The 25,905-nt window shown below is 62.2% G+C and carries 29 protein-coding genes; 10 read left to right on the top strand and 19 right to left on the bottom strand.

The window, feature by feature from the left end; translation table 11 throughout:
* Positions 1-53: 53 nt before the first annotated feature.
* Both N5A92_RS24525 and N5A92_RS24520 read right to left on the bottom strand, forming a co-directional pair.
* The gene (locus N5A92_RS24525; RefSeq protein ID WP_260907019.1) at positions 54-428 is read right to left on the bottom strand and encodes a GIY-YIG nuclease family protein; all 375 of its coding nucleotides are present in this window, start codon (positions 426-428) and stop codon (positions 54-56) included.
* A 140-nt stretch (positions 429-568) separates the two neighbouring features.
* Complete coding sequence (locus N5A92_RS24520; protein ID WP_260907017.1) at positions 569-829, bottom strand: sunset domain-containing protein; 261 nt, start codon at positions 827-829, stop codon at positions 569-571.
* A gap of 323 nt (positions 830-1,152) precedes the next feature.
* Between N5A92_RS24520 and N5A92_RS24515 the strand changes: the two genes are divergently transcribed.
* Complete coding sequence (locus N5A92_RS24515) at positions 1,153-1,935, top strand: DUF1206 domain-containing protein (protein ID WP_260907015.1); 783 nt, start codon at positions 1,153-1,155, stop codon at positions 1,933-1,935.
* Positions 1,936-2,095: 160 nt separating this feature from the next.
* Here N5A92_RS24515 and N5A92_RS24510 read toward each other — a convergent pair whose 3' ends face one another.
* From N5A92_RS24510 to N5A92_RS24490, 5 genes are read right to left on the bottom strand one after another with little or no spacing between them, the layout of a single operon-like run.
* Positions 2,096-2,236 (bottom strand): hypothetical protein, encoded by a 141-nt coding sequence (locus tag N5A92_RS24510; protein WP_260907013.1) that lies wholly within the window; start codon positions 2,234-2,236, stop codon positions 2,096-2,098.
* Positions 2,233-2,427 (bottom strand): hypothetical protein, encoded by a 195-nt coding sequence (locus N5A92_RS24505; RefSeq protein WP_260907011.1) that lies wholly within the window; start codon positions 2,425-2,427, stop codon positions 2,233-2,235. The genes N5A92_RS24510 and N5A92_RS24505 overlap by 4 nt, the downstream gene beginning before the upstream one ends.
* Before the next feature lie 27 nt (positions 2,428-2,454).
* Complete coding sequence (locus N5A92_RS24500) at positions 2,455-2,736, bottom strand: hypothetical protein (RefSeq protein ID WP_260907009.1); 282 nt, start codon at positions 2,734-2,736, stop codon at positions 2,455-2,457.
* A gap of 8 nt (positions 2,737-2,744) precedes the next feature.
* The gene (locus N5A92_RS24495; protein ID WP_260907007.1) at positions 2,745-2,897 is read right to left on the bottom strand and encodes a hypothetical protein; all 153 of its coding nucleotides are present in this window, start codon (positions 2,895-2,897) and stop codon (positions 2,745-2,747) included.
* 29 nt (positions 2,898-2,926) lie between these two features.
* Positions 2,927-3,676 (bottom strand): SOS response-associated peptidase, encoded by a 750-nt coding sequence (locus N5A92_RS24490; protein ID WP_260907005.1) that lies wholly within the window; start codon positions 3,674-3,676, stop codon positions 2,927-2,929.
* 684 nt (positions 3,677-4,360) lie between these two features.
* Here N5A92_RS24490 and N5A92_RS24485 point away from each other — a divergent pair.
* From N5A92_RS24485 to N5A92_RS24475, 3 genes are all read left to right on the top strand, one after another.
* Positions 4,361-4,726 (top strand): hypothetical protein, encoded by a 366-nt coding sequence (locus N5A92_RS24485; protein WP_260907003.1) that lies wholly within the window; start codon positions 4,361-4,363, stop codon positions 4,724-4,726.
* A 194-nt stretch (positions 4,727-4,920) separates the two neighbouring features.
* Complete coding sequence (locus N5A92_RS24480; protein WP_260907001.1) at positions 4,921-5,136, top strand: type II toxin-antitoxin system prevent-host-death family antitoxin; 216 nt, start codon at positions 4,921-4,923, stop codon at positions 5,134-5,136.
* 925 nt (positions 5,137-6,061) lie between these two features.
* Complete coding sequence (locus tag N5A92_RS24475) at positions 6,062-6,376, top strand: hypothetical protein (protein WP_260906999.1); 315 nt, start codon at positions 6,062-6,064, stop codon at positions 6,374-6,376.
* 98 nt (positions 6,377-6,474) lie between these two features.
* Here N5A92_RS24475 and N5A92_RS24470 read toward each other — a convergent pair whose 3' ends face one another.
* From N5A92_RS24470 to N5A92_RS24445, 6 genes are all read right to left on the bottom strand, one after another.
* Positions 6,475-6,621 (bottom strand): hypothetical protein, encoded by a 147-nt coding sequence (locus N5A92_RS24470; protein WP_260906997.1) that lies wholly within the window; start codon positions 6,619-6,621, stop codon positions 6,475-6,477.
* A 496-nt stretch (positions 6,622-7,117) separates the two neighbouring features.
* Positions 7,118-8,062: a sugar-binding transcriptional regulator gene (locus tag N5A92_RS24465; protein WP_260906996.1), complete on the bottom strand. Its 945-nt coding sequence runs from the start codon at positions 8,060-8,062 to the stop codon at positions 7,118-7,120.
* A 96-nt stretch (positions 8,063-8,158) separates the two neighbouring features.
* Positions 8,159-9,058: an NAD(P)-dependent oxidoreductase gene (locus N5A92_RS24460; protein ID WP_260906995.1), complete on the bottom strand. Its 900-nt coding sequence runs from the start codon at positions 9,056-9,058 to the stop codon at positions 8,159-8,161.
* Between the two features lie 293 nt (positions 9,059-9,351).
* Entirely contained in the window at positions 9,352-10,521 is a 1,170-nt protein-coding gene (locus N5A92_RS24455) for an acetyl-CoA acetyltransferase (RefSeq protein WP_260906994.1), read from the bottom strand.
* 70 nt (positions 10,522-10,591) lie between these two features.
* Positions 10,592-11,065 carry a DUF2269 family protein gene (locus N5A92_RS24450; RefSeq protein ID WP_260906993.1) on the bottom strand — a complete coding sequence of 158 codons (474 nt, stop codon included), beginning with the start codon at positions 11,063-11,065 and terminating at the stop codon, positions 10,592-10,594.
* Entirely contained in the window at positions 11,065-12,354 is a 1,290-nt protein-coding gene (locus N5A92_RS24445; RefSeq protein WP_260906992.1) for an SDR family oxidoreductase, read from the bottom strand. Before N5A92_RS24445 ends, N5A92_RS24450 begins: the two co-directional genes overlap by 1 nt.
* Before the next feature lie 375 nt (positions 12,355-12,729).
* Here N5A92_RS24445 and N5A92_RS24440 point away from each other — a divergent pair, with 375 nt between their 5' ends.
* The gene (locus N5A92_RS24440; protein ID WP_260906991.1) at positions 12,730-13,083 is read left to right on the top strand and encodes a hypothetical protein; all 354 of its coding nucleotides are present in this window, start codon (positions 12,730-12,732) and stop codon (positions 13,081-13,083) included.
* Here N5A92_RS24440 and N5A92_RS24435 read toward each other — a convergent pair.
* The 3 genes from N5A92_RS24435 to N5A92_RS24425 are packed head-to-tail and all read right to left on the bottom strand — an operon-like array spanning position 13,080 to position 15,992.
* Positions 13,080-14,099, bottom strand: a complete 1,020-nt coding sequence (locus N5A92_RS24435) for a carbohydrate kinase family protein (RefSeq protein ID WP_260906990.1) — start codon at positions 14,097-14,099, stop codon at positions 13,080-13,082. The two genes, N5A92_RS24440 and N5A92_RS24435, sit on opposite strands and share 4 nt — an antisense overlap.
* The gene (locus N5A92_RS24430; protein ID WP_260906989.1) at positions 14,099-15,109 is read right to left on the bottom strand and encodes a hypothetical protein; all 1,011 of its coding nucleotides are present in this window, start codon (positions 15,107-15,109) and stop codon (positions 14,099-14,101) included. Before N5A92_RS24430 ends, N5A92_RS24435 begins: the two co-directional genes overlap by 1 nt.
* Positions 15,102-15,992: a MurR/RpiR family transcriptional regulator gene (locus N5A92_RS24425; RefSeq protein ID WP_260906988.1), complete on the bottom strand. Its 891-nt coding sequence runs from the start codon at positions 15,990-15,992 to the stop codon at positions 15,102-15,104. The genes N5A92_RS24430 and N5A92_RS24425 overlap by 8 nt, the downstream gene beginning before the upstream one ends.
* 192 nt (positions 15,993-16,184) lie before the next feature.
* Between N5A92_RS24425 and N5A92_RS24420 the strand changes: the two genes are divergently transcribed.
* The 5 genes from N5A92_RS24420 (at position 16,185) to tkt (ending at position 22,571) form a co-directional block, all read left to right on the top strand.
* Positions 16,185-17,456 (top strand): ABC transporter substrate-binding protein, encoded by a 1,272-nt coding sequence (locus N5A92_RS24420; protein WP_260906987.1) that lies wholly within the window; start codon positions 16,185-16,187, stop codon positions 17,454-17,456.
* A gap of 82 nt (positions 17,457-17,538) precedes the next feature.
* The gene (locus N5A92_RS24415; protein ID WP_260906986.1) at positions 17,539-18,471 is read left to right on the top strand and encodes a carbohydrate ABC transporter permease; all 933 of its coding nucleotides are present in this window, start codon (positions 17,539-17,541) and stop codon (positions 18,469-18,471) included.
* Between the two features lie 28 nt (positions 18,472-18,499).
* Entirely contained in the window at positions 18,500-19,390 is an 891-nt protein-coding gene (locus N5A92_RS24410) for a carbohydrate ABC transporter permease (protein WP_260906985.1), read from the top strand.
* 48 nt (positions 19,391-19,438) lie between these two features.
* Entirely contained in the window at positions 19,439-20,515 is a 1,077-nt protein-coding gene (locus N5A92_RS24405) for an ABC transporter ATP-binding protein (RefSeq protein WP_260906984.1), read from the top strand.
* A gap of 28 nt (positions 20,516-20,543) precedes the next feature.
* Positions 20,544-22,571 (top strand): transketolase, encoded by a 2,028-nt coding sequence (gene tkt, locus N5A92_RS24400; RefSeq protein WP_260906983.1) that lies wholly within the window; start codon positions 20,544-20,546, stop codon positions 22,569-22,571.
* A gap of 252 nt (positions 22,572-22,823) precedes the next feature.
* Here the strand turns inward: tkt and N5A92_RS24395 are convergent, their stop codons facing one another.
* From N5A92_RS24395 to N5A92_RS24385, 3 genes are read right to left on the bottom strand one after another with little or no spacing between them, the layout of a single operon-like run.
* Positions 22,824-24,341: a tripartite tricarboxylate transporter permease gene (locus tag N5A92_RS24395; RefSeq protein WP_260906981.1), complete on the bottom strand. Its 1,518-nt coding sequence runs from the start codon at positions 24,339-24,341 to the stop codon at positions 22,824-22,826.
* A gap of 10 nt (positions 24,342-24,351) precedes the next feature.
* Positions 24,352-24,843 (bottom strand): tripartite tricarboxylate transporter TctB family protein, encoded by a 492-nt coding sequence (locus N5A92_RS24390; protein ID WP_260906979.1) that lies wholly within the window; start codon positions 24,841-24,843, stop codon positions 24,352-24,354.
* Between the two features lie 54 nt (positions 24,844-24,897).
* Complete coding sequence (locus N5A92_RS24385) at positions 24,898-25,890, bottom strand: Bug family tripartite tricarboxylate transporter substrate binding protein (RefSeq protein ID WP_260906977.1); 993 nt, start codon at positions 25,888-25,890, stop codon at positions 24,898-24,900.
* Positions 25,891-25,905 lie beyond the last annotated feature (15 nt).

Raw genomic sequence — 25,905 nt, 5'->3', positions numbered from 1 at the left:
TCTGGCAAGCACGGTGGTCGACGCGACGCACACAGTTCGCTGGCTCAGCCGCCTTATCCGACGCCATACGTCGGTTGCAGGTAAGCGGTCACGAGACACTCTAGGAGAAAGCGCTGCCGCCGATCCAGTACGGCTAAAGCGCGAACTGTGTGAGACTGGATTTCAGTCACAGCATCAGCGAACGGCATTCCATCCAAGCGAGCCTTGTTTTTCGCCAATGTGCCTGGATCATTCTCGTTTCCGCCGCTGAATTGAAATGAAACGCGGGATTTCAGTGATCGATCGTTTCGGGTGCGCCCAACGTAAACCGGCGCGCCTTCTGGGTTGTAGAACACGTACACACCAGGCTGATCCGAAAGCTCATTCCGATGAGACCAGTCGATCGCGGGCCGTGCCAATAGCTCATCAAACAAGGTTGAAAGCGCCAAGCCAACATTGATCCTCTCAGTAAGCCAGCGGAGATGATCGCGTCAGACCTGATTGTGCTCCATCAACGCGGGTTACGCGATGAGGAGTTGCTTCCTGCCGTTGTAGCGCCGGACGCGCCTTGGAAATAGGGGTTGCGGTATTATCGTATAGCCCTTCGCCATCCCGCCGCCCGCGCTTCTTGTTCTGAGCAAAACCAGCGTTCACCGTACTCCGGGCGGATGATGGTTTCAGAGTAAAACTTGTCACCCGGCAAGTGGTAAATCCGCTGCCCACTGTTGATGCTGACATTGCCCTTGATGTTGCAGGCCGGATTGAGCGCGTTTGGAAGCGTCATTGCCGGCAAGCCCGCGCTGGCGACATAGATAGCCGCGCCTGCGCCGAAGAACGCGACGATGGGCAATCGCCAGGTCCAACTTGGCGGTCTCGGCTTCCTTCCCCAAGGCTGAGCACCCCTGCCCATGGCAACCCTCCAGAACCCGGCCTGATAGTCTCACAAGACTGGCAGCCGGGCAAATCAGGGGCGAATGGGATGTGAGGCTGGACTGGTGACGGGCCGGATATCTCTTTTGGGTGTGGCAGTGCCTGTCTTAAGTCCTTCGATGACGGGGTGCGGCTTCGTGACATCACCACCCTTCTAAAAGCCTACAGGTCGTTGCAGCTCCTCATCCGCAGCGGAACGTATATTCCCCGTCGCGCATTCATCCACCCCCAGAGGAGATGTACGTGGCGAATGAGATCTGGACGTCGTTCCGACCGCTTGCCCGCGCAGGCTATGCGGCTCGAGGTCTGATCTATGGCGTGATCGGGGTCTTTGCGGCGCTCGCTGCAATTGGTGCCGGCGAGGCGATGGGCTCCCGGGATGCGTTGCTCGTGCTGTTGTCGAGCGTGGCTGGCAGCGTTCTTGCGTATGCGCTGGTGGCGGGCTTTGCCTTCTACGCCCTCTGGCGACTGATCCAGGCCGGATTCGATACGGACAACCACGGCACCGACCCCAAGGGAATTGCTATTCGGGGAGGCCTCCTCGTGAGCGGCCTCGTCTATGCGGCGCTTGCTTCCTACACTTTGTCGCTTGCGGGCGGAGGCGGAAGCAGCGGCGGCGGTTGGGCCGCGACGCTGGCTGCCTTTGTTGGCGCGCGATGGGTCTCCGCCATTCTGGCCCTGGCGCTCGCAGGCGCCGGGATGGCGCATATCATCAAGGCAGTGCAGGAGCGGTACGCTCGATATCTGAAGGCGGACGCGGGTGCGATGAAAATCATTCATCCGGTAGCCAAGACCGGCTTGGTCGCGCGAGGCCTAGTCTTTCTGATACTCGCGTTCCTTCTCTTGACCCGGACTTTCCGTGGCGGCGATCAGGCAAGCTCCAAGGCGGCGTTGGAGTTCATCCAATCGCTACCTTTGGGTTGGTTGCTGCTGTCCCTGATGGGACTCGGCCTGATCGCCTTCGCGCTCTACTCCTTCATCGAAGCACGGTACCGACGCATCAACGTTGAAGACGCGCGCATGTAATGGACACATGCACCGCTGCATCACATCGCGCCCCAATGGTCTGGAAGGAAGGCCAGGATGCTGACCGTCGTGCCGTTTTTTTGTCTGTTAGCTCGCCGATCTGCACGCCGGTCGCCACAAGGCTTCTCTTTCCAGGTCGTTCATCTCTTGTGTCTGGGTTTCAGTGGATGGTGCCAGCCTGCAGATGCGTCCGCCAGGACGGCGCTTCGATGATGTCGTGGAACTCCTGGGCTGCCTCCAGCCAGCATTCACGCGTGCCGCTGCCGGCATCGCTCCATCGCTTGCCGGTCTCGTCGCTCAATCCCGGACGTCTCTTGCCACCTTCGTCCTCTTGGGCGCCTCGACCTTCATGATCTGTGGTGAATCTCCCGGAATGGTGATCGGCGCGCTGTGGCCCCCAAGATAGAAGGTGAACCTGCCGTCTGGCCAAACGGATTCGGCTTCGACCTTGATCGTGATCTTGCTACCTTCCTCGAACTTGCGCTTGGCCATGGCGGCGAGCCTCCCTCCAACTCCTCTCTACTGCTTTGCGTCAGGCGGCTGATGCTGAGAATAGACCTTCTTAATGCCGATATCGACTTGCGAGCGCAGGTGCTCCGACAGGGCGAGGGCTTTCTTCTCATCCGGCATGTAGCGCAGGATGAAATCGAGCGTGATGTCGACCACGGCAGCGACCTGGCCGATGTCGGAAAGAGTCGTCAGCTCCCCGTTAACGCGCTTCACAACCTTCCTGATCTCGGCGAGTTGCGGCTTCAGCTCCGCGTAGATTGCAGCATCTTCTTCAGATGTCAGCCTCGGCATCTCACCTCCTACGACTTGCCGATCCAGTGCTCGCCGTCGCTCTTGTGCTCACGGCAATACCACTTCGATGGCTGGTCCTTACCACGGGCGTAGCCGAAGGTTCCCCACTCGGTGCAACCATCGTGCTCGCAATAGTGGAGGTGAAGGGTCAGACGGCGCATGCCGGGTCGGTGGCTCGACGGATCGTTGCTCATAGCAACGTCCCAGGCTCCGGCGGCTCCGGTTCATCCGACCGAGCGACCTCGATTGGGTCCAGCACGTCCGGCGTATTGTTGCGGGTGTTGCCGACCCCGCGGCCGATAGGCCACATCTTCATTTTCTCGGACGGGAATTGCTTCAGCAGGTCGTGCGGGTCGTCCTGTTCGAACGCGAGCCAGCGGCGGTAGTCTTCCGGCGCGATGATCACCGGCATGCGGGGATGGATCGTCGCCATCAGCTCGTTTGCTTCGCAGGTGACGACAGCGAACGTGCGAATGACCCCATCGGTCTGACGATTCTTCCATTCCTCCCAGATCGCAGCGATACAGAACGGCTCGTCCGTCTTCATGGCCACGGCGTAGGGCTGCTTGTTCTTGCCCGTGCCCTGCACGTCCCACCATTCAAAGAAGCCGTCGATCGGCATGAGTGCACGCCGCCTTCTATAGGCATGCTTGAACATGCCGCTGGTGGCCACCGTTTCGGCTCTGGCGTTGATGGGCGGACGCCGGCCGCCAAGATTGGGCCCATTCGCCCATGAAGGGGTGAAGCCCCAGGAGGCTCGCATGAAAACCGGCCCGGCGCGATCTGGCTCCTGGATGATTAGCGGGTAATACTTCCCCGGCGCCCCGTTCCAGCGCGGATAGTCGTTCGCGAGCCCTTCGATACCGCCCGCCGCCTGCGCCCAGGCGAAATTGCGTATCAACTCGTCCAAGGTCGTTCTGACGAAGACGCGACCGCACATGCGAAGCTCCTCCCAACGACGCAATAATTCCGCGTGAGACCAATAGGATCGCCGCCCGCCACCGATTGCATGGTAGCACGGGCGGGGCCTGGTGGTGATCGGTATCCCGGTTCTTTGAAGATCGGCAGGCCGGTTGCGGTGAAGGAACAGAGGGGGAGTCGGCCTGCCAGTGGGAGAGGTGAGCTACGCACGCCTAACGATTACCAGGCTGCGGCGTTTCCGCCCCCCATCCAGCTGCCCGGGACCACTTTCCATGCACGGAGCCGGTGGGCGCGTCAGAATCTGCTTTCCCTAGAACACAAAGATATAGAGCAGAACGATTACGACTAGCGGTACACCGAGAAGCCAAAGAAGTAAGCCGCGCAACATCTGATTGCTCCTGATTGATCAAGTGCACTCAAACGCGCGTCGCTGCTGGTGGTTCCTATACCGGACTTTGAACCGGAAGGGATCGGGACGCCAATCCTGCTCGTCTAGAGTGTGAGCGCAATGAACGGTAGGCTAACGCCCCCGAGCAAGATTAGAACAAGGACTGCGTACCAGAACGCAATTGCCGCTCGGCGCATACGGTTCTTCCCCCAGTCCCTAGCGCAATCCAAAAGGAAAGACCATCGACTGCGCGGCGTCAAGGGCGCGGCGATGAGCCATGGCGTTCTGGCTTGAAATTCCACTGAGGAAAAGACGATGAACCGTTCGCGTTTCGACGCGGCGGAGAGGCGCCGCGAGAGCGGAGTGTTCGGCACGTCCTTATCTCAGGGCCAGGTCGAAGGCCTTGAGGCCGTGCTGAACGAGGCGAGCCGGCGCCACACTCCGCTGAATGATCTCGGCTACAAGCTCGCCAGCGACTATTCTGAGACGGCGCACACGATGCAGCCGATCCACGAACGCTGGCAGCGCTCCTATTTCAACAAGTATGAGCCAGTGGCCGATGCCAAGGGAATTCCGCCATGGGAACCGCGTCTAAACACCTTGCACACGGCAGCCCCTTCCCCTTTTGGGCCGGTACGCCCTGATAATCTCGGGCAACTCATCCAAAAATCACCGGCGTGAAATGGCGGTGGTCGCCAGCGCGCCGCCTATTGATGTTTCCTGAGGAGCCGAGCATCCGGCGTTTTAGACAGTGTTCCCTTTATCGATAACGTTCGGTTTACCGTTTTCTGTGGGCTTCTGGGAAAACTCTCGGCTAGTCGCACTGGCGGCGGCCTCCTCCAGTAGGTTGCGTCGTTCAACGAGGAGCTTGTGACATGAAAGATGCCGATATCCAGAAAGCTCAGGCCGACTTGTCTGCGTTGATCGACACCGCTGAGCAGGGCGAGCCGGTCGTCATCACTCGCGACGGAAAGGCCGCCGCCGTCCTGGTGCCGTTCGATGCAGCGAAGGAACACTACGCGTGGGGCAATAATATCTACGCTTGGGGCAACAATAGCTCCGGTCAGCTCGGCAACGGCGATCACGGCTAGCGTTTTTTTGGGGCAGCGCCGGCGCAGGAGGAAATCAAGACTTTTGGCGTCCCTTTGAAGATCGCCAGGCCGGCGCGCTTGCGCAAGGATAAGTTCGTGAGGTTGGCCGGTCTGCCTGTGTGGCGGGAAGCGATCCACGCACGCCGAACTGGCGAAGGGCTGGAAGGTTCCAGCAGGTGGGTTTTATGTGGCGGTGGCGGCGAGAGAGTACTAAAACCGCCGCCTTAGCGATCTGACCGGCGGTCCGCTGCACGAGACCAGGCGCGGCGGCCCGATCCTAGACGCAACCATCAGGTCCACCTGGCGACTGCATTGCAATTAACCGACATTTCACCATACTAGACAGTTCCCAGGGACGGGGAACCGGCCCGCTGTGCGATCCCCAACGCGCAGTGGGCCACCAAACCCTCACGAATGCGATCACGGAACAAGGTGCCGCACCGGGACGTTGCCGCACCGAAGGGATCCCAGAACGGAGGGAGATATGGATAAATCCGTTCATCAAGCGAGATGGCTGCTTGGCTCGATTTTCGGTCTGACCGTGGTGGTCGCTGTCGTTGGGATCGCAGCCGGATAAATGCCGCAAATAGTGGCTGGTCCTATCCCAAACATCCCTCGGAGCGCCGGACAGATTGATCACTCTCGCGTCCGCGATGCATTCTGAAGGTCGCGTCGTCGTAGCCGAAATTCGATCTGAGACACTATCGGCCGAAATCCTGCGCCGGCCCCGATACGCGAGAGGGTGCTGGCGGAAGCGGCGTAGCTGGCGGTGTGCATTTCAGTGCCCGGCTTAACAGGCGACGGCCACTGTTCAGCGGCGGTTCAGCTTCGGTGGCGTAAAGTAATAGCCAATAGAAGAGAGCCATGCGTGCAAGGATGCGCAATGGAGGTCATCCCGGCGTGTTCCTGTGCGGAGGAGTCCGTGATGAAAAAGCTCTTGTCAGCCGTTGGTGCCACAATCCTCGCCGCGTCTTTCGCGTTGCCGGCGAACGCTGCGCCGCTCTTTGTGCCGAAACCCGCACAAGTCCAAGGCAACGCTGTCGAAAAAGTCCACGGTCGGGATTGGCGACGCAAACATTATCCCCGCGGTTGGGCGCGCAGCCACTGGAAAAAGCGGTACGCGAGGCAACACTGCGATTATTACGGATACTGCTATCCGCATCGCTATTACAGCTACCGCGACCACTATCCCCATTATTACCGCCCTCGATCGGGAGTCAGCATTTATTTCTCGTTCTAGTCGCGCCAGCCGCCGCGTGAAGCCCTCCTGCCTCACTGCGGGAGGATTCGCGTCGACGGGTCTGGCGTGATGAACGGGTTTGGAAGAGCGGGCTTCTCCTAACCAGCGCTGCGGCTCAGAAGCGCGGTGATGGCGCCAGCCCCCAGAAGTGCCATCTGCGAAAGAACCTCGACCAACCTACGATGGCCCTTGTTGCCGCGCGTGTCGCCAAAAATAGCGACCCTCGTGGCTGTGGTGCCGCTCATCACGGTCAGCGTCAAGACAGTTGCGAAGATCAGGTGGAAGGGGTCTCGGCAAGCTCGACCGCTGGCACAAGAAGAGTAAGTTCCTGAGCGAGTGTGGCTGCTCGCTCCAGATCGGGGATGCGGCTCGTCGCTTGCACGGCGAGCCGGCGACAACGGGCCGTCAGCAGTGACCAGGCTGCGGAGTTCGCCGAGCGGATTTATCATTCGCACTACGACACCCGATGCCCCGGTGACACCTGCGGGCATTTGCCAACGCAAAGCGAATAATAGGCATGTATGATGGGATCACGGCCGTTCTCGATGAACGCGGCCTTGAACCGATGCCCCGGAACATGCCCAGAACATCTTGTTACCTTTTTGCCACCGAACTCGGTAGAAAAAGCCGCGATGGGATAACCCGGTATGGGAAGTTTCAAGCGTAACATGCTGACAGGATACGCTGATACGATACGGAATATGCAGGGAGGTCTCGGATTTCGGCGCCGGTAGCAGGGCGTTATGCGAGCAGAGCTTCGGCGGTCGCCTCGTCGGTAACCAGGCCGTTGACGATTTTGCCCTTCAGCGCAATACGGATGCCGGGCAACTTGCGCCTGCCCATGGCCGAGGCGATGACGAGGGAGGACGCGCTGCTGGGGAGCGGTGCGCTCGCCACGCGTTCGTTCGTCATTCCCTCGATCAGTCGGCCGTCGGCATCGAAGGTCCAGCCGACGATCTCGGTGACCGCGCCGGCCGCCCGTAGCGTGCGAAGCTCTTCCAGTGTAATGAAGCCGTCGACGTAGAGCGGCGCATCGTCGCCGTCCAGTTCGCCGATGCCGACGAAGCTCACCGCCGCCTCGTCAGCCAGAGCCAAGGTGCTGCGGATCATCGGCTGTGCGTGGAGCGCTTCGCGCTCCTCCTTCGAGGAGGCAATGACCGGAAGCGGCATGGGGAAGAAGCGCGCCTTCACCTTGTCAGCCATGGTGAAGACCACGTTGTAGTAGGCCGCGGAGCCGTCCGGCGCAATGTTGCCGGTAAGCGAGACGATGCGGTGCTGCGGGCACTCCATCGTGCTAAGCTGTTCCACCGCCGCGCGCAGTGTGCGCCCCGTGCCGATGGCCATGATGAGCGGCTCCTGCCTTTTCAACCAACGCTCGATCTCCGCCGCCGTGGCCTGAGCGATGCCGAGCGTGGTCGAGCGCGAGTCCGGGTCCGTCGGCACGACCTCGCAGAAGGAGAGGCCGTAGGCTTCACGCAGCGCCTTCGAAAGGTCGAGGCAATGGGCGATTGGATAGTCGATATGAACCTTCACCAGCCCCTCGGAGACGGCAAGCGAGACGAGCCGCTGGGCGGATTGGCGCGAGACGCCGAGCTTGGCGGCGATCTGGTCCTGCGTGTTGCCGGCGACGTAGTAGAGCCAGGCGGCACGCGCAGCCTCATCTAGCTTCCCCCCATTCACGGCCATCCGTCACCTCCCGTCATTCGCCCACCTTCGACAGCGGAGCAAGCCTCGTTGGTCGGCTGCCGCTCGCCGGTAGTATATCCGTAGCACATGCGCTTTCTATTTCTTGGTCAGGCTGACCCCGTTCAGCTCCGCCACGATATCGGAAAGCATCGGCACATAATCCTCGCCGCGCCCCGTGCCGACCGCGAGCGCGAAGGAATTGCGCACAGCCGCACCGAGCGGATTGGAAACCTCCGCCGCATTGGCAAAGGCGGCAAGATAGGACATGTCCTTGAGGCCGTTCTTCAACGCAAATTTGTGGGCTTCCCGGTCCCGCTCCAGCACCCATTTGAAGAAGGTCTGGTAAAAGGCGCAATCCATGCGCCCGCCGCGGATGACGCTATCGAAGACGGTCGGCGTCAGACCAGCTTTGGCGCCGAGCGCCAGGGCCTCGGAATAAAGAGCGGCATAGCCCATGGAGAGGAAGTTGTTGAGCAGCTTCATCGTGTGGCCGCTGCCGGTCGGCCCGGTCCTGACGATACGCTGGCCAAAGGCCTCGAGCACCGGCCAGACGCGGTCGACCACCGCCGCTTCACCGCCAACCATCACATCGAGCGTGCCTTCTTCCGCATCCTTTGGCGTGCGGCTGAGCGGGGCGTCGATCAGCGTGATATCCTGTGCAGCAAGCTCGGCAGCGAGCTTTACCGTGGAGGAGGGATCCGAGGTCGAGCAGTCGCAGATGAGAAGCGGCTTACCGGCCGAGGCGAGCCCCTGCGACCCCTTGGCGATCTCCTCCACCTGCGGGCTGCCGGTGACGCAGATGATAATGATATCGCTTGCCTCCGCCAGTGCCCGGGCGTTCTCCGCCTCTGCCGCACCACGGCTCTTCAGGTCTTCCACCGGCTTGCGGTTGCGATGGCCTAGCACGGTCAGCGGCCAACCTTTCTCGACGATGTTCTTGGCCATGCCATGGCCCATCAGCCCGACGCCTACAAAGCCGATCCGTTCCTTGCTCATTCATTCCTCCTGAAGCGCCTGCGGCGCGGGAGGTTAATCGGAATTCGGACAGACGTCACCTGCCGTTGGCAAATCGAGCAGTTGCGATATCAGGACGGCCACAACATCCTCACGCTTGGCGCGCAAATCGCCTCCTCATGTTCCGTGAGAGGTACCTCATCCAAATTGTGAATGTACTGTGGTAATATATCGGAAAATAATGCGATTCGTCTCCGGCTTGCACGCAGAATCAAGCACGTGTGGCTCAAGAAGCGGCAGAATGACCGGGGAAGGGTTCTTAGGTGGACATTCCCTTACTTCGCCCGCTCCAGAAGCGAGACGTAGTTGGCGACCGCAGCACCTCCCATATTGAAGACGCCGGCAAGGCGCGCGCCAGGAATCTGCATGTCACCGGCCTCGCCCATGAGCTGCATGGCGGCCATGATGTGCATGGAAACGCCCGTAGCACCGATCGGGTGACCCTTGGCCTTGAGACCGCCCGAAGGATTGACCGGTAGCCTGCCGTCCTTCCGCGTGAGCCCTTCACGCACCACGCGGTGGCCTTCGCCGGGTTTGGCAAGGCCCATCGCCTCGTATTCTATCAATTCGGCGATGGTGAAGCAGTCGTGGGTCTCGACCAGCGACAATTCCTCAAGCGACAGCTTCGCCTCCTCGAGTGCGCCGGCCCAAGCGCGCCGTGCGCCCTCAAAGGCGGTCACGTCGCGCCGGCTCATTGCAAGCAGGTCGTTCACGTGCCGGCGCGCGCGAAAGGCAATCGCCCGCTCCAGGCTTGCCGCCGTCTCCGCGTCAGCCAGCACCAAGGCTGCCGCGCCGTCGGAGATCAGCGAGCAGTCGGTGCGCCTAAGCGGCTCGGCGACATAAGGGTTCTTCTCCGAGACCGTGTTGCAGAAGTCGAAGCCGAAATCCTTGCGCATATGGGCATAGGGGTTGGCCATGCCGTTGGCATGGTTCTTCGCCGCGATCATTGCGAGCTCTTCCGAGCGGTCGCCATAGCGCTGAAAGTAGTTTTGGGCGATGCGGGCAAAGAGACCGGCGAAGCCGCCTTCCACGTTTGCCTCCTCCTTCCGGTAACTGGCGCCCAGTAGGATGTCGCCTACCTCGGCGGTTGGGGTCGCCGTCATCTTCTCCGCGCCCACCACAAGAGCGATGCGACCGCGTCCCGATTCGATGAAATCCATCGCCGTGTAGATGGCGGCAGAGCCGGTGGCGCATGCGTTTTCCAGCCGCACCGCCGGCACATGGGCCAGCGCCTCGTTGCCCATGGCGACGAGCGAGCCCTGGAAATCCTGCTTGGAAAAGCCGTTGTTCATGACACCGACGAAGATGCCGTCCACATCACCCGTCTCGACACCGGCATGGTCGAGCGCAGGAGCGGCGACGGAGGAGATCAGCGCCTCGGTGTCTTCCATCTCGGATTTTCCGAAGGGCGCATGCGCCCAGCCGACGATTTGTGCTTTGGTCATCCGACATGCCTCCTTGTGCATCAGATAGTGCCGCGTCGCCTCGCCGCCTAGCCCGGCCGGCGCCTGTCCCTTACCAGATATCGATAGGCCGGGCGATCATCAGCCAGAAAATGCCGAGCACCGCAGCGAAAGCGGGAAAGCCGAAAGCGAACCAGAGGCGGAAAAGGCGATAGTAACGCTTCGGCAGCGGCGCATTTTGCTCAGCGGCGGCGGTGGCAAGGCGGCGCATCTCCATCTGCATCCACACCACGGGCAGCCAAAAGGCACCGGTGATGAGATAAAGCAGGATCGACAGCACGATCCAGTCGTCCCACAGCGGATATCCCAGATACCAGACCAGGGCGAACCCGGTGACCGGCTGCGCCACGACGGCAGTCGCGGTGAACAGGAAATCGGCGATGACAACGATGTGCGCCACCGCGGCGATGACCGCTGCATTGCCAGTGCGGTGAGCGAGGAGCATGAAGAAGGCGATACCCGCGCCTGTGCCGAACAGCACGGCTGCACCGACAATATGCAGGTATTTGAGGAGGAGATAGAACATCAGCGCTCATCCAGGATGGCGAGCGCCACCAAGTGCAGGACAAAGATCGGCACGATTTTCACCAGCGGCCCGAGCGGATCCGCCCACAATGACGGCATGAGGAGCGTGCTGGCGACCGCGTAGAGGAGGGACAGCGCGATCGCGCCATAAAGTCCCTGCCGCGCCGTTTGTCGCCAGGCGATGGCCAGACCGATGGCGATGTCTGCCAGCGCGCCGGCGACGACTCCCGGAGCGGACAACGTGCCGGCGCCCGTGCGCATGAGAAGATCGACACCTTCGCGGAAGCCGGCGGTGAGCGAGACGATGCCGGTGACGATCCAGAAGGCGGCGAGGACGATGAAGATTACCGGCTTCAAGAAAAAGAGCTTGGCGAACCAGCGCTCCTGCACGCCCGCCGGCTGCTTTTCCAACGCCGCAGCGAGGGCGGTCGGCCGGATCCCGGTCACCTCGGTCCAGTGCGTCGGGTCGCCCACCGCGCCCAGCGCAATCTCCTTTTCAGCCGTGCTGCGGATAGCTGGGCGCCAGCCGAGCCGGCCCGCGAAATCGCCCAGGCGATAAAGGAGGTGGGTCAGCGCGTCGGGCAGGGTGAGGCCCCGCGCTGGCTGCCAGCCGAGCCACCTGCGGTAGGTGGCCACCACCTCACTCATCGACAGCCGCTCCGGTCCTGCAAGCTCCAGCGTCAGTCTGGAGGGCGCCGACGGACGGAGGAAGAAAGCGATCGTGGCGGCAACGTCGTCAAGCTGCACCACCTGCAATTGTCCCGTGTGCCGCATCACCGGCATGAGCGGAAGGGCGGCAAGCCCACGCATCAGGGCGCTGCCGCCGAAGGCGGATCGACCAAGAACCACCGAAGGCCGCAGGATCACCCAGTCCAGGTCCCGCTCCATGAGCAGGGTGTCGCCTTGCAGCTTTGTGGTCGAGAAGGCGGTCGGCCGCTCGCGGTCCACCCCGAGCGCCGAAAAATGGATCACACGTCGAACACCCGCCGTCTCGCAGGCACGGAACAAGGCTTCGGCACCGGTGACGTGAACACCCCTGGTACTGTCGCGCGGATTGTCCTGAAACACGCCGGCGCAGTTGACCACCGCGTCGACGCCGCCCAGATGCGGCGCCCACGCCTCCGGACCGCCGGCACGTGCCATATCGATTTCGACAGCTTCACGGGCGGCCATCGGCAGCGGTCGGCTCCCAGGCCGCACGGCGGCAATCACCTCATGACCTTCCGCAGAAAGTCTGGCACAGACGGCTGAGCCGATAAGGCCGCTGGCGCCTGTCACCAGCACCTTCATTGTGGTACCTTTCTCCCGGAACGCCAACGTCCAGGTTATCCCCTCCGAGACTGCAAGCTGGGCTGAAAATCTATATAGCAAAACGGAAGGGCGACAGAGCCATCTCAATCGCAGACATGATCCGCCACACGCAGATTGTCTTTCCGGACCTCGCGCAATCCGACGATGCGTTGGAACTAACGATTTCTCGCGAGATCATCAAGGTCGGAGCCAGCAATGCCTTCGACAGGGGCATCATAGATGGGCCTTCCGCGACAGATGTCCACCAGGCACTCGGGAGGCATTGACAGGAGAGTGACGTGCTTCCCGATTTTCGGACCGTTCTGAGCTGGAATTTCCAGTTTATGACCCCAAGATTGGGAGAGGGAGAATTCCATGAAGAAGTCCTCGCAGGCGCAGATCGCCATGATCCTGCGTCAGGCCGATGAGGCCCGCCGGCAGCGGAGGTCTGTCGCAAGGCCGGCATCTGGGACGCCACCTTATGTCCAAAATACTCGCCCTGATCGACGGTCGATCTATGCCGCGAGCGTCTGCGGTATCGCCGGCTGGGCGGCAACGCGAACGGGACTTCCGTTCGAGGTTGCTCATGTCATCGGCCGCCGCATGTCCAGCGCCTTTGACCTCAGCGGAGGCCTCAAGCCAATTGCACTGCTTTCGGCGGCGGAGGCAACAGACAACGCTCAGCTCATCGACAAATACGCGAACGTGAGGTTCAATCGAGCCTATTAAATCCGTTCGCGCCAGCCCCACCGGTCCGCGAGAGCCAACGTCGCCCGCCAGCTTTCGACGGCGTCCGTTGTGCCCACGCCCCTGAGCGAGGAAGCGGCGGTCGCATGGGCGAGGACCAGTGCTTTCTCCAACGGCCAATCTTCGTGATGAGCATAGAGAAGGCCGGCGGCGAAAGCGTCTCCCGCCCCGTTGGCGCCGACTACGGCGTCGACGGGCACCGCGACCGACGGGCGACGCAGCTCATCGCCATCACGCGTCACCAATACGGCACCCTTTGGGAAGTGAACGGCCACCATGGTCATCGCTCCTTGCGAGAGCACCGTCCGGGCGGCATCGAGGCAGGCTTCGATATCGGTATCGCCATCATGCGCCTTGGCCTGGCCGGCGATGGCGGCGATCTCAAAGTCGTTTACAATCAACGAGTCGAGGTACGGCAAGCAAGGACGGACAAGCCCGGCGAGCCTCTCAGCAGGTATCGAACAGAGTTCCAGATTGGTTTTGATCCCGGCGGCGCGCGCCTTCCGCAAAACGCTCACCCAGCCGTTCGCTTCCCCACTCCATGGCGCATCGAGCTGCTCATGAATGCCCGGCAGGCCAAGATGGAGGAGGCGGGCTTCAATGCCCGAGAAGTCGAAGTGATCGGGGGTAAGCAGCGCGCTGGTGCCGGCATGGAACAGATGCGTCCGCCGCCCTGAGCGTTTCGAGGTAAAGGCATCCGTGTAGTTCGTGCGGGCACCAGGGACAACCTTGAGGCGCGAGCATTCGATGCCCGCATCCCGCGCTTCGGCAAGTAGCAGCCCGCCATCCCCGTCGTCGCCGACAAGCCCGATGGTGGAAACGGGGAAGTCCGGGTCGAGCCGCTTCAGGTCGATGGCAAGATTGCACCCGGATCCGCCGCCGCGTACCTCCTCCGTAAGTATCTCGACCACCTCGTCCTCGCCCGGCCAGTGCTCCACGATCTTGTTGTGATCGGCGCACCATGTTCCGCCGGTGACGATGCCGCTTCGGCCTCCCATCACACCGCCTCCGCCTTGAGTACCGGATCCGTGACCGCCAGATCGTCCTCCAGCGTGCGCACCGGCCGGATGCCCCTTTTTTGCAGATGATCGTGGTAGACTTTGACGGCCTCGACTGGCGCGGCTTCGCCTTCGACCACGCGGCGCATGGAGCGCACGATCTCGACGGAATCCTCAGCGAAATAGATCTTGCGCCCGAAGAGCGCGACGCGCGCACCGTGCCGCTCCGCTTGGCCGACGAGTTCCATCGTGTCGCGTGTAGTGCCCGCGCTTCCGCCCAGTATGCCGATGATCAGGTTACCGGGATCGAAGGCAGCGAGCTCCTCCATCGCGCGGGCGCCGTTGTACTGCATTTTGAGGAAAAGCGGCCGGTCAGCAGAGGCGACGCCGGCAAGGCACCGGGCGATGGCGTCGTTGACATAGGCACCGAGTTCGGCATCGCCTGTATCGATGCTGAACGCGGGATTGAAGACCTCAAGGAAATGGCGCATCCCTTGCGCACCAGCTTCGTCACGAAAGGTGGCATAGGCTTCGAGCGCCGCGACGTCTCGCTCCAGATCGTTGTAGAAGGTGACGGCGTAGAGGCCGAGGTCGCAGAGCTGCCTCGCGCGATCGATGCGTGCAGTGCGGAAGGGCTTCGCGGCATGCTTTCGATAAGCGCCGCCGCGAAAGCCCCAGATATCGGTCGTGTCGTTCAGGCGAACGGCTGGGGTGACGTCAGTGTCGGCAAACGCATTCTCCACGATGAGCGCTTCGGCCGAGGAGAGCGACATCAGCATGATGTCGATCAGCCCGGAAGCGACCATGGCTTTCATGGCGCTGCGATAGGCGGCAATCGGCTTCATTAATCCGGTGGGCCGGCCGGCTTCATCGACCTCCGGCCCGGCGACACTCGCACCGCCGCCCATATCTCCATCCTTCGCGTCAGCGATGATGAAGTCGCTTCCCCGATACGCCCCAGACCGGATGTGCACGAGCTTACGATCGAGTGTCCTGTCCGTCTCAGCCATTTCTTCGTTCTCCTCCATTGGGCCTGCGTTTGCGGCCTCTACGGTCGCTGTCTCCGGCATTGCCGCCCCTGATTGCGGCAACAGCGCTCGCCAGCGACCTGATCAGACACAGCGCGCCGGCAAGCGAGCCTGTGCTGCCCACCGCCATCCCAGGCACGATCAGGACTTCGTTCGCATGCGGGGCGAGGGGGCTCAGAGGCGTGTCCGTAATGGCGATGACGGTACCGCCGCGGGCGCGATGAGCGCGCGCTTCCTCAACCACTGACGGTTGGTAAGGGCTGAAACTGATGGAGACGGTCGCATCCTTTGGCCCAGCAAGCTGCGACTGACGCAGGGCGAACCCCCCAACATTGTCGAGGAGAATGCATTCCTGACCCTTCTCCAGGAGGCTCCAAGCAAACAGGCTGGCAAACGGGTAAGACAGGTGCTGTGCGGTGACGAAAATTGAGGTGACTCCGGCCAAGCTATTGACGGCGCGCTCGAAAGCGGTCGCGTCGAAATCGCGGTTGAGCACCTCGATATCCCGCTGCGCCTCAAGGGCGAGACGGCGTAGCGCATCTGCCGGCCCTTCCCCTTGTGGCGCACCTTGCGAATCGTTCTTCGTCTTCACCAGAAAGACGAGGTGATCCCTGAAGCCTCGCTTCATCTCGGCGAAGCCCGTGTAGCCGAGTGACTGGGCGAAGCGCACAAGGCTGGATGGTGGCGCACCCACTCGCCCAGCAAGCTGGACCACCGTTTCCGTGGCCATGGCCTCCGGATTGCTGAGCGCGAATTGTGCGATCGACTGAAATTGGGGACTGAGCTCGGGATACCGCGCCACGATGCGGCTTCGCATCTCCAGAAAGCTCGAACTCCCTTCCCCTGCATCGTTTTTTCTGACCATGCCGCCTTCTAGCAGGTTCGGCTGCGAACATAAATTGCTAAAGCCAATCTGAAATGAAAATTCTTTCTATTGACTACATGACAATTTTCATTCCCAATGGATATAGCGCCTGCATATGGCGCCGCGCCTGGAGGAGGCGCCGCGGAAGGGCCGGATCATCGGTCCGGTGTCGAGACACCATGGGAGGACCACATGTCGATCATCAAAGCTTCGAGAATCATGCTCGCCGGCACCGTGCTGGCAGGTGCCGCATCCTTCGGCTTCCTGACCGAACCGGCCAGCGCCCAGGAACGCTCCATCAAGGTCTGGTTCGGGCGGCAGGACTTCATCCCCGAAGACGAGTTTGCCGCCTTTAAGGCCGACTACCCGGACATCAATGTGGAGTTCGAGGTCATCCGACTGGAAGACGTCAATTCCCAGCTCGTGCTGGCGCTGCGCTCCGGGAATGCGCCCGACATCGTGCAGATCCACGCCCGCGACGTGGCGCAACTCGCCGTCAATAATGTGGTGAAGGACTTCACCCATATGATCGGGGAAATGAAGGAGCGCTTCCCCGATACATACAGCCAACTCGCACCGCTCACCTGGGAAGGCGCTTCGGACGAGGACGGCAAGATTTACGGCGCGGCGCTTTTCGCCCAGTCCATTTATCTGACCTACCGCACGGACTGGCTCGAAGAAGCCGGCATCGAATATCCGCTGGAGACCACGGACCGCGTCTTGGAGGCTGCCCGCGCCCTATCCGAGGGCGATCGTTTCGGCTTCAGCCTGCTCGGCTGCTGTAACAGCCCGACCTGGGAGCTGCCGCTGTTCCTGGCCATGGGTGGCAAGATCATCGATGGCGTGCCGCAGATCGACAACGAGATCGGTGTCGAGTGGATCAGCTTCTACCAGACGCTGATGAAGGAGGGCGCCGCTCACCCCGACACGCCGTCCTGGGATTCGGGCCAAATGCGTGCTGCCTTCATCGGCGGACGGGCCGGCATGATGAACGAGGGCGAGCACATCTATGTCGAAGTCCACAAGCAGATTCCCTACGAGGAGGGCAAGTGGTCCTTCGAACGCCTGCCTACACGACCCGGCCAGACTGAGCCGCATGTCCAGTCCGGCTTTGCCTTTCCCTATATCGTGACGACGGCAAACGAGGACGAAGAGGCCGCTATGCTGGCCATCGAATATCTCGCCCGCCCGGAGATCGCCAAGCAGGTGGCGATCCGTTACCAGCCGACCACCAACACGGCCGTTGCGGAAGACGAAGAGTATCTCGCCGCAAAGCCATGGGCCGGCGACGTCGCCCCGCTTGCCGCCAATCTGGAGAACCTGCCCACGCATCCCACGCGGGCGATCCAGATCTACGATGTGCTGCAGGAACTGCGCGACAGGATGGTCGCTGAGCCCAATGCCGACCCGCAGGCCCTCGCCTCCGAGTATCAGCAGAAGCTGAATGAGGCCGCTGGCTTGTGATCCCGAACTTCCTCCCGAAGGGCGGTTCGGCCATCTGCGGGCCGGGCCGCCCTGAGGAGGCACAGCAAGAGCGATGGTTCCCATGAGCATGATTCAGGATGGTGCGCCGCCGCTTACCGCCGCCGAGCGGTTTCACGATTTCCTTCAGCGGCTGGTCCCTTATGCGCTGGTTATTCCCGGTCTCGTCTTCGTGCTGGGCGTCTTGGGCTATGCGGTGGCCGGTGGCGTCGTCCTGTCCCTCAATGAGACGGACATGTTCCTCAACCAGACCTTCGTCGGCCTGAAGAACTACATCGATATCTTCAAGGACCCGCGCTTCCAGAGTTCGCTTTGGAAGACCATCGTCTTCGTGGTTTCGTCCATCACGCTCGGCATCGCGCTGTCGATGATGTTCGCGCTGACGCTTTATCACGTAGGCTTCGGCCGGCGCTTCTTCCGCGGGCTGAGCCTGGTGCCGTATTTCGTGTCCGGCATCGCCACTGCGGTCATGTTCCGCTTCATCTTCACGACCAGCGGTGGCTTCGTGAACTATGTGCTGGGAGGCCTGGGCCTGCCGACGCCCTCCTGGCTCGGCGATCCTGTGCTGGCCTTCATCGTGGCGGTGCTGGCCAATTGCTGGTTCATGGTGCCTTTCGCCACACTCATTCTTCTGGGCGGTCTGCAGACAATCGATAGGGACATCTATGACGCGGCGACGATCGACGGGGCTTCGGGGGCGCAGACCTTCCGCCGCATCACGCTGCCGCTGATCAAGCCGATGATGGGGGTCAGCCTCATCTGGGTCTCCTACATCAGCTTCTCCACCTTCGACATCATCCTGGCGCTGACGGCGGGCGGGCCGCTCAGGGCGACGGAGCTGGTCTCCGTCTACATGTACCAGATCGCCTTCCTGCAGCTCGATTTCGGGCAGGGCTCAGTGCTGATGGTGGTGCTTCTTACCTTCAACACGGTGCTGAGCCTCGTCTACCTCAAGATTTTCGTGTTCGGCGACCGCCGCTACAAGGCGGCGCGGTGAGCGCTGCGCTTAGGATAGGAGTTGCGCCGTGACCATCATTTCCAGAACCGAACCGCAACCCTCGGCCGGCGTGGTCGAGTTCATCGGCAGCCTGCGCTTCCGCGCGGGACGCTTCGTTCTGATCGGCATTCCGCTGGTAATTCTGGTGATCTGGACGACCGTGCCCATCGTTTGGGCGGTGCTGGCTTCGCTCAAGGAGCCGCTGGAGATCTATCAGTCCAACACGCTGCTGCCGTCCAATCCGAGCCTCGACGCCTATCGTGAGGTGCTGTCGATGCCGGGCTTCCGCGGTTGGCTGTGGAATAGCGTGCTCGTCACAGTGGTCGCAACGATCGTGCCGCTAACGATCTCGATCCTCGCGGCATACGGCTTCGCGCGCTATGCCTTTCGCTTTCGCCATCTTCTGTTGCTCCTCTACTTGGTACCCCGCATTATCCCGCGCGTCAGCCTGATCGTGCCGCTCAATAACCTGATGACGGATCTCGGACTGGTGAACACCTACTGGGTGCTGTTCATCACCTACACGGCGAGTGCGATCCCGCTTGCCACCTGGATCCTAGTCGGCTTCTTCGGCTCCATCCCCAAGGAGATCGAGGAGTCGGCGACCATCGACGGCGCCAATATGTGGAACCGGCTGAGGCGGGTCATGATTCCCATTGCCTGGCCAGGCGTGGTCACAGCCGGTGTGTTGTGCATCCGCGAGGCCTGGAACGAGTTCGCCTTCGTGCTGGCGCTCGTCAACGAGACTGGCATGCGCACGCTCCCCTACCAGCTTTACATGCTGAAGGACTCCATGGGGGTGCAGGACTACGCCGTCTACAACGCCTTCACCGTTTTGACAGTGCTGCCGTTGCTTATCGTCTACCTCCTTCTGGAACGGCGCGTGGTCGATTCAATCGTCTCTGGAGCCGTGAAATAGATGCTTGAGAAAATCCGAACCCAAGACAGAACGCCAGGGAGGAGCACGATGGACAATACGTTCGTGGAGTTCCGCGACCTGCGAAAGAGCTATGGCGCGCTCGAGGTCCTGCACGGGATCAATCTGGCAATCGGTAAGCATGCCTTCGTCGTTCTGGTCGGCCCCTCCGGCTGCGGAAAATCGACCCTCCTGCGCATGATCGCCGGCCTTGAAGCAATCACCGCCGGCACGATCTCGATTGATGGGCGCGTGGTCAATCGCATCCATGCCAAGGACCGCGGCATCGCCATGGTGTTCCAGTCCTATGCGCTCTACCCGCACATGACGGTGCGGGAGAATCTCTCCTTCAGCCTGGAGATGGCCAAGACGCCGAAGGACGTAATGGTCGCGCGCATCGAGCGCGCAGCAGGCATTCTCCATCTGGATCCTCTCCTCGACCGCTTCCCCGCACAGCTTTCCGGCGGCCAGCGTCAGCGGGTCGCGATGGGCCGGGCACTGGTGCGCGAACCGGCGCTGTTCCTGTTCGACGAGCCGCTGTCGAACCTCGACGCCAAGCTGCGCGTGGAGATGCGCGCCGAGATCAAGGCGCTGCACCAGCGTCTTCAGAGCACCACCATCTACGTCACACATGACCAGGTCGAGGCTATGACCATGGCCGACCTCGTCGTGGTGATGAATGATGGGCGCATCGAGCAGTCGGGCCGGCCGCTCGAACTCTACGACCATCCGGCAACGCTGTTTGTCGCAGAGTTCCTCGGCTCGCCAGCCATGAACCTCCTGCGCGGCACGGTGGTATCCCGCAGTCCGGAAAAGGCGGTCGATGTCGGCGGTGGCATCCTTCTGCCGCTGCCCGAGGACGCGTCGGTGACCGCCGGTCAGGACGTGGTTTACGGGATGAGGCCCGAACACCTTGCCATCGGCAAGCCCGGGCAAGGCATCGGCGCGAAAGTCTCCCTTGTCGAGCCGGCAGGCTGGGAAACCCATCTCCACGCCGAAGGCGGTGGGCATATCTTCCGCGTCATCTCCACAAAACGGCTCGACGTCGTGCCAGGCGATCCCGTCTCCCTCGTGCCGGATGCCGGCCGGGTCCACCTCTTCGACGCAGCTTCCGGCCTGCGTATCTGAAAACATTGCTACCTGGGACGATAAAAGAATGAACATTGCAACGCCCGCCGGGTCCGACGCGCGCGCACTTCCCAAAGAGCCGGCACCACGGCGGCTTGCCGACGCCATCCGCATCCTGACCATCGACGCGGTGGAAAAGGCCAAATCCGGCCATCCGGGCATGCCCATGGGCATGGCGGACGCCGCCGTCGCCCTCTTCGCCACGGCGCTGAAGTTCGATCCCGCCGATCCGGAATGGCCAGACCGCGACCGTCTGGTGCTGTCGGCCGGCCACGGCTCCATGCTTCTTTATGCCGCCCTCCACCTCACCGGCTATCCGGGCTTCGACCGCGCAGCGCTCGAGGCCTTCCGCTCATACGGCTCGCTTACCGCCGGGCATCCGGAGGTGGAGCAGGCCCACGGCATCGAGACGACGACCGGTCCGCTCGGCCAGGGCGTCGCCACCGCCGTCGGCATGGCACTTGCCGAGCGCATGCTCAATGCCCGCTTCGGCGACGACCTCGTCAACCATTATACCTATGTCATCGCCAGCGATGGCGACCTGATGGAGGGGGTCAGCCACGAGGCCTGCTCACTCGCGGGGCATCTGAGGCTCAATCGACTCATCGTCCTCTATGACGACAATGAGGTCACCATCGACGGCCCGGCCGACCTTTCCTTCAGCGAGGACGTCACCAAGCGCTTTGAGGCTTATGGCTGGGCAGTGGTGCTCGTCGAAGGCCACGATCACGCCGCGGTCGCCGCCGCGCTGGCCCGCGCGCAAGCAAGCGACCGCCCGACGCTTATCCGCTGCAAGACCGTGATCGGCTGGGGTGCGCCGACCAAGGCGGGAGATCCCGCGAGCCACTCCGGCGCGCTCGGCGAAGAGGAAATCGCCGGCACGCGGCGCGCGCTCGACTGGAATTATGCGCCCTTCGAGGTGCCCGAGGAGATCGCCCGCTCATGGCGGCGATTCGCGGAAGCGGGTGCGGCCGAGCGTGCGGCGTGGAAGCGCCGCTACGAGGCTGCCGATCCGACGATCCGCGAGGCCTTCGATGCCGCGCTCGCCGGGACGCTTCCTCAGAATTTCGACCGCATCATTGCTGATTTCAAGCGCTGGGCGATCGAGCGAGACAAGCCGGAGCCGACACGCTTTTCTTCGGGCCACGTACTGGAGCGGCTTGTGCCTGCGATCGACACCCTCGTCGGCGGCTCAGGGGACCTCACACCCGCCAACAACACGCTGACCGCAGGGCAGGGCACCGTCGCGCGGGGCAGCTACGCAGGCCGCTATATCCATTATGGCGTGCGCGAGCATGCCATGGCGGCGATCATGAATGGGCTGGCGCTGCACAAGGGATTCATTCCCTATGCCGGCACGTTCCTCGCCTTCACGGACTATTGCCGCCCGGCGATTCGCCTCGCCGCGCTGATGGAAAAGCGCGTCATCCATGTCATGACGCACGATTCCATCGGGCTCGGCCAGGACGGACCGACCCATCAGCCCATCGAGCATCTGGCGGGCCTGCGCGCCATGCCCGGCATTCGCGTCTTTCGTCCCGCCGACGCGGTGGAGGTCGCCGAATGCTGGGCCCTGGCGCTGCGCCATGACACGGGACCATCGATCCTGGCGCTCAGCCGGCAGGACGCGCCCCTCGTGCGACGAGGGCATACCGAGCAAAATCTCTGCGCGCGTGGCGCCTATATCCTGCAAGAGGCCGGCGCAAGCCACCGCGCCACGCTGCTTGCCACCGGAACGGAGGTTGCACTAGCGCTTCGCGCGCGCGTAAGGCTTGAGGCGGAGGGGATCGGCGCCCGCGTTGTGTCCATGCCCTGCCTGGAGATTTTTGAACTGCAGGACGACGCCTACAGGGCCAAGGTCTTGGGCGCCGTGCCGGTTCGGATCGCCATCGAGGCGGCCGCACGCCTTGGCTGGGACCGCTATCATGGCGGTGCCGGCGGCTTCGTCGGCATGAATCGCTTCGGCGCCTCCGCTCCGGCAGGCGTGCTTTACGAAAAGTTCGCCATTACCGAGGAGGTGGTCGTCGCGGCCGTCAAGGCGCGCTTACTGGATTGAACCGAGCGACAGCGCCTGCCCGACGTCGGTCTCTCCGGCTTAGGCAGAAGCGCCACATCCTTCGCAAGAATTCCGCATGCCCATCCGAAACGGACTGTGTTGCGCCCCCTCGGGATTGTCTTGCCTTTCCGGCCGGTTTCATCCTGTCCGACACCTGAGGCGGTACCGCCTGACATCCGTGAGCGCGGCTATCATGGCGTGAACTTTGGCGGCATCTCCGTCGGCGGCATCGTCAACGTCTCCAATCCTTTTTCATCTAGCGGGCTCTTCCTCGGTTCTGACTGATCCTCTCTTCCTTGAAGAACGGATTGTCGAAACCACGATCACGATCAGAAGAATGACATCGATTGTGATGATCGCGGCGCTGATCGGGCGCTCGATGAAGATCATCGGCCCATCACGCGAAATGAGCAGGGAGCGCCTGAAATTGCTTTCGAGCACGCCGCCGAGGATCATGCCGATGATGAGCGGCGCCAGCGGAAACCCGGCGCGCCGCATGACGTAGCCGACGACACCGAAGGTGAGCATCACCCAGAGATCAAAGGTCGAGCTCTGCAGCGCATAGGTCCCGAGAGTGGAGAACAGGAGGACCGCCGGGATCAACCAGGCCTTCGGAACCCGGAGCACTTCGGCAAAGAGCGGCACAAGCAAGATGCCAACGACGAGTAGGATGACGTTGCCCATCAGGTAGGCGACGAAGATGCCGCCCACGATCTCGGGATGATAGCGGAACAATTCGGGCCCGGGGAAGAAGCCCAGGAGAATGAGCGCCCCCATGAGCACGGCGGTGGAAGCGTCGCCTGGAATGCCGAGTGTCAGCGTTGGGATCAGCGCGCCGCCGCAGGTGCCGTTGTTTGCCGCTTCGGTCGCCACGACGCCACCCTCGGCACCCTCTCCATATTTCTCGTTCGGGTGCGCCAGCTTCTTGGCGGTTGCATAGGAAATGAAGGCGCTGACGTCGCCGCCTGCTCCAGGGATGGCTCCGAAAAACGTGCCGATCAGCGCCGACCTTGCCAGGTTGAACTTGTGATGCCCCAGGAGCCGCAGGGCGCGGAACGAGATGCGGAGGCGCTGAACGTTTGGGCGCGCCAGAAAGCCCGCCGCCTCGATCTGGAAAAACATCTCTGATAGAGCGAAAAGGCCGACAACCACGGCAACGATATGCGGCCCGCTCGAAAGCTTGAAGTTTCCGAAGGTGAAACGATAGGCGTTCGTGAATTCGTCCGTGCCGACCATCGCCAGCGTCAGGCCCAGCGCGCCGGCGAGAAGCCCCTTAAGCGCCGATCCCTCCGAGACGATGGCGATGGTCAATATGCCGAGCAACGCCATGGCGAAATATTCGGGCGGGGCGAAGCGCAGCGCGAACTTGGCGAGAAGCGGCGAAAAGAAAAGCAAGATGAGACCACCGACAAGACCGCCGATTGCCGAGGCTGCGACGGCCAGGCCCACGGCATCCTGGGCGCGGCCTTTCTGCGCCATCGGAAAGCCGTCGCACAGCGTCGCCGCGGCAAGCGGAGTTCCCGGGATGCGCAGCAGAATGGCCGAAATCGAGCCGCCGGCCGAGCCGCCGATATAGATGGCGATCAGCATGCCCATCGCCGCGATCGGCGGCAGGTGAAAGGCGATGGGGAGCATGAGCACGATGCCCATGAGGGGGCCGAGCCCGGGCAGCACGCCGATCACCAGTCCCGCCACAATGCCAAGCATGGTCAGAACCAGTGCCTGAGGAACCAGGAAAAGAGGCAGCCCTTCGCGGAGCAGGTCGAACATTCGCGACCCGCTAGCTGAACAGGGCGATGTTGAAAGCGCCGACGGGCAGAACGACGTTCAACAGCCCTTCGAATACGAAGGCCGTCGCAAGCGAAAGGCCTATCCCTCCGGCGAGCGCTGCGACCGGCCCGATGCCCAGAAGCCAAAACAGGAGGAAGCACAGTACCGGCGTGGCGAGATGGAACCCGGCATAGGGCAAGACGATCAGGTAGATCGTGAAGACGCCGGTCGCCACCAGCGCGGGCCGGGTGCCCGCCCGCGCTTCCAGCGGCGACCTCTGCTGAACCCGGCCGAGAACGAGGCGCAGCGCAAGCGCGGCCGCAAGCACGGCCATGATCGAGGCAACGATCCGTGGGTAAAGAGCGGCGTTTTCCATCGGGCCCCCGCTCGCCGCGTCCTGCTCGGCGAGCGAGGTGGCGGACTGCCAGAAGATCACCGCCGGTATGGCGGCGAAGATGGCCCAAGCGATCCAGTCAAAGGCAAAGTCGCGAAATCTCTGCATTGCCTTCTCCTGAGCCCGGCGGCCGGCAAAGCGGCCGCCCTGCGCGGCCCGCCGTCACCTCACCGATGCCAGCGTCTCTTTTTCCCAGGTGATGGCGTCGATGCCGCTCTGCAGGTCGGCTGCGACCGGTCCGACGATCTCCTCATATTGCTCGGGCCCGTAGCCCAGGGGAACATAGCCCATATCGAGGAGCCTTTGCTGTACATCCTCGCGTGCCAGGGCACTGCCCATTGCCTCGCGTAGCTTCGCCACCACGTCCTCCGGCGTTTCTTTGCGCACGAGCCACCAATTCCAGCCCATTGGCGCAAGGCCTGTCATGCCGAGTTCGATGCCGAAGTCCTGGACACGCGGCGCGCCGTCGTAAGTCTGCGAGGACCGCTCCAGGTCGGACAGCACCGCGAGCACCTTCAGGTCTTCCTTGTTGGTCGTGTAGACACCCGGATTGATGACCATGAAGTCAAGAACGCCGCCGCGCAAATCCTTAACCGCGTTGTCGATCTCGGGATAGGGAACCACTTGGGCGACCATGTCCGATATCTGCATCACCCTCGCGACCACCATGTGGGGCAGCGTGTCGGTGGTGCCGGGAGAGTAGCGCAATTCGCCCGGTTGTTCTTTGGCGTAGGCGACGAGGGAGGGGAAGTCCGTGAACCGCTCCTCGTCCTTGCGCACGACGATGGCAAAGCTGTTCGATGTGGCCGACCACAGCGGTGTGAAGTCCTCATAGGTCCAGTCGGCATTGCCGAACATCGGCTGAAGAACCAGCGGCGCGACATAGCCGTCTATGATCGTGTAGCCGTCGGCCGGCTTTTCCATTGCGGTCAGAAAAGCCTTGGTGCCTGCCGCGCCAGGCGTAGAGACCACGGCGACGTTGACGCCGAGCTCCTCGCCCATGGCGTCGGCGATCACTTGGCTCGCCGCCATGGTGGCACCCGGCGCCCACGGATAAATATTTTCGATGTTGCGCTGTGGAAATTGTGCGTGCGCCGAACCGGCAAGGGTCAGACATGCCACTACCGGCATCAGCCATTTGAGTGAAAGCTTCATCGTTTCCTCCCTGGA

This window comes from Chelativorans salis, from assembly GCF_025336525.1.
GTDB classification, from domain to species: domain Bacteria; phylum Pseudomonadota; class Alphaproteobacteria; order Rhizobiales; family Rhizobiaceae; genus Chelativorans; species Chelativorans salis.
This window is presented reverse-complemented; position numbering and strand designations above follow the sequence as displayed.

Coding starts and splice junctions, on each gene's coding strand:
- N5A92_RS24505 (WP_260907011.1), bottom strand. CDS start 2,427: ATGGCCAAGCGCAAGTTCGAGGAAGGTAGCAAGATCACGATCAAGGTC.
- N5A92_RS24500 (WP_260907009.1), bottom strand. CDS start 2,736: ATGCCGAGGCTGACATCTGAAGAAGATGCTGCAATCTACGCGGAGCTG.
- N5A92_RS24495 (WP_260907007.1), bottom strand. CDS start 2,897: ATGCGCCGTCTGACCCTTCACCTCCACTATTGCGAGCACGATGGTTGC.
- N5A92_RS24490 (WP_260907005.1), bottom strand. CDS start 3,676: ATGTGCGGTCGCGTCTTCGTCAGAACGACCTTGGACGAGTTGATACGC.
- N5A92_RS24485 (WP_260907003.1), top strand. CDS start 4,361: ATGAACCGTTCGCGTTTCGACGCGGCGGAGAGGCGCCGCGAGAGCGGA.
- N5A92_RS24480 (WP_260907001.1), top strand. CDS start 4,921: ATGAAAGATGCCGATATCCAGAAAGCTCAGGCCGACTTGTCTGCGTTG.
- N5A92_RS24475 (WP_260906999.1), top strand. CDS start 6,062: ATGAAAAAGCTCTTGTCAGCCGTTGGTGCCACAATCCTCGCCGCGTCT.
- N5A92_RS24470 (WP_260906997.1), bottom strand. CDS start 6,621: ATGAGCGGCACCACAGCCACGAGGGTCGCTATTTTTGGCGACACGCGC.
- N5A92_RS24465 (WP_260906996.1), bottom strand. CDS start 8,062: ATGGCCGTGAATGGGGGGAAGCTAGATGAGGCTGCGCGTGCCGCCTGG.
- N5A92_RS24460 (WP_260906995.1), bottom strand. CDS start 9,058: ATGAGCAAGGAACGGATCGGCTTTGTAGGCGTCGGGCTGATGGGCCAT.
- N5A92_RS24455 (WP_260906994.1), bottom strand. CDS start 10,521: ATGACCAAAGCACAAATCGTCGGCTGGGCGCATGCGCCCTTCGGAAAA.
- N5A92_RS24450 (WP_260906993.1), bottom strand. CDS start 11,065: ATGTTCTATCTCCTCCTCAAATACCTGCATATTGTCGGTGCAGCCGTG.
- N5A92_RS24445 (WP_260906992.1), bottom strand. CDS start 12,354: ATGAAGGTGCTGGTGACAGGCGCCAGCGGCCTTATCGGCTCAGCCGTC.
- N5A92_RS24440 (WP_260906991.1), top strand. CDS start 12,730: ATGAAGAAGTCCTCGCAGGCGCAGATCGCCATGATCCTGCGTCAGGCC.
- N5A92_RS24435 (WP_260906990.1), bottom strand. CDS start 14,099: ATGGGAGGCCGAAGCGGCATCGTCACCGGCGGAACATGGTGCGCCGAT.
- N5A92_RS24430 (WP_260906989.1), bottom strand. CDS start 15,109: ATGGCTGAGACGGACAGGACACTCGATCGTAAGCTCGTGCACATCCGG.
- N5A92_RS24425 (WP_260906988.1), bottom strand. CDS start 15,992: ATGGTCAGAAAAAACGATGCAGGGGAAGGGAGTTCGAGCTTTCTGGAG.
- N5A92_RS24420 (WP_260906987.1), top strand. CDS start 16,185: ATGTCGATCATCAAAGCTTCGAGAATCATGCTCGCCGGCACCGTGCTG.
- N5A92_RS24415 (WP_260906986.1), top strand. CDS start 17,539: ATGAGCATGATTCAGGATGGTGCGCCGCCGCTTACCGCCGCCGAGCGG.
- N5A92_RS24405 (WP_260906984.1), top strand. CDS start 19,439: ATGGACAATACGTTCGTGGAGTTCCGCGACCTGCGAAAGAGCTATGGC.
- tkt (WP_260906983.1), top strand. CDS start 20,544: ATGAACATTGCAACGCCCGCCGGGTCCGACGCGCGCGCACTTCCCAAA.
- N5A92_RS24395 (WP_260906981.1), bottom strand. CDS start 24,341: ATGTTCGACCTGCTCCGCGAAGGGCTGCCTCTTTTCCTGGTTCCTCAG.
- N5A92_RS24390 (WP_260906979.1), bottom strand. CDS start 24,843: ATGCAGAGATTTCGCGACTTTGCCTTTGACTGGATCGCTTGGGCCATC.
- N5A92_RS24385 (WP_260906977.1), bottom strand. CDS start 25,890: ATGAAGCTTTCACTCAAATGGCTGATGCCGGTAGTGGCATGTCTGACC.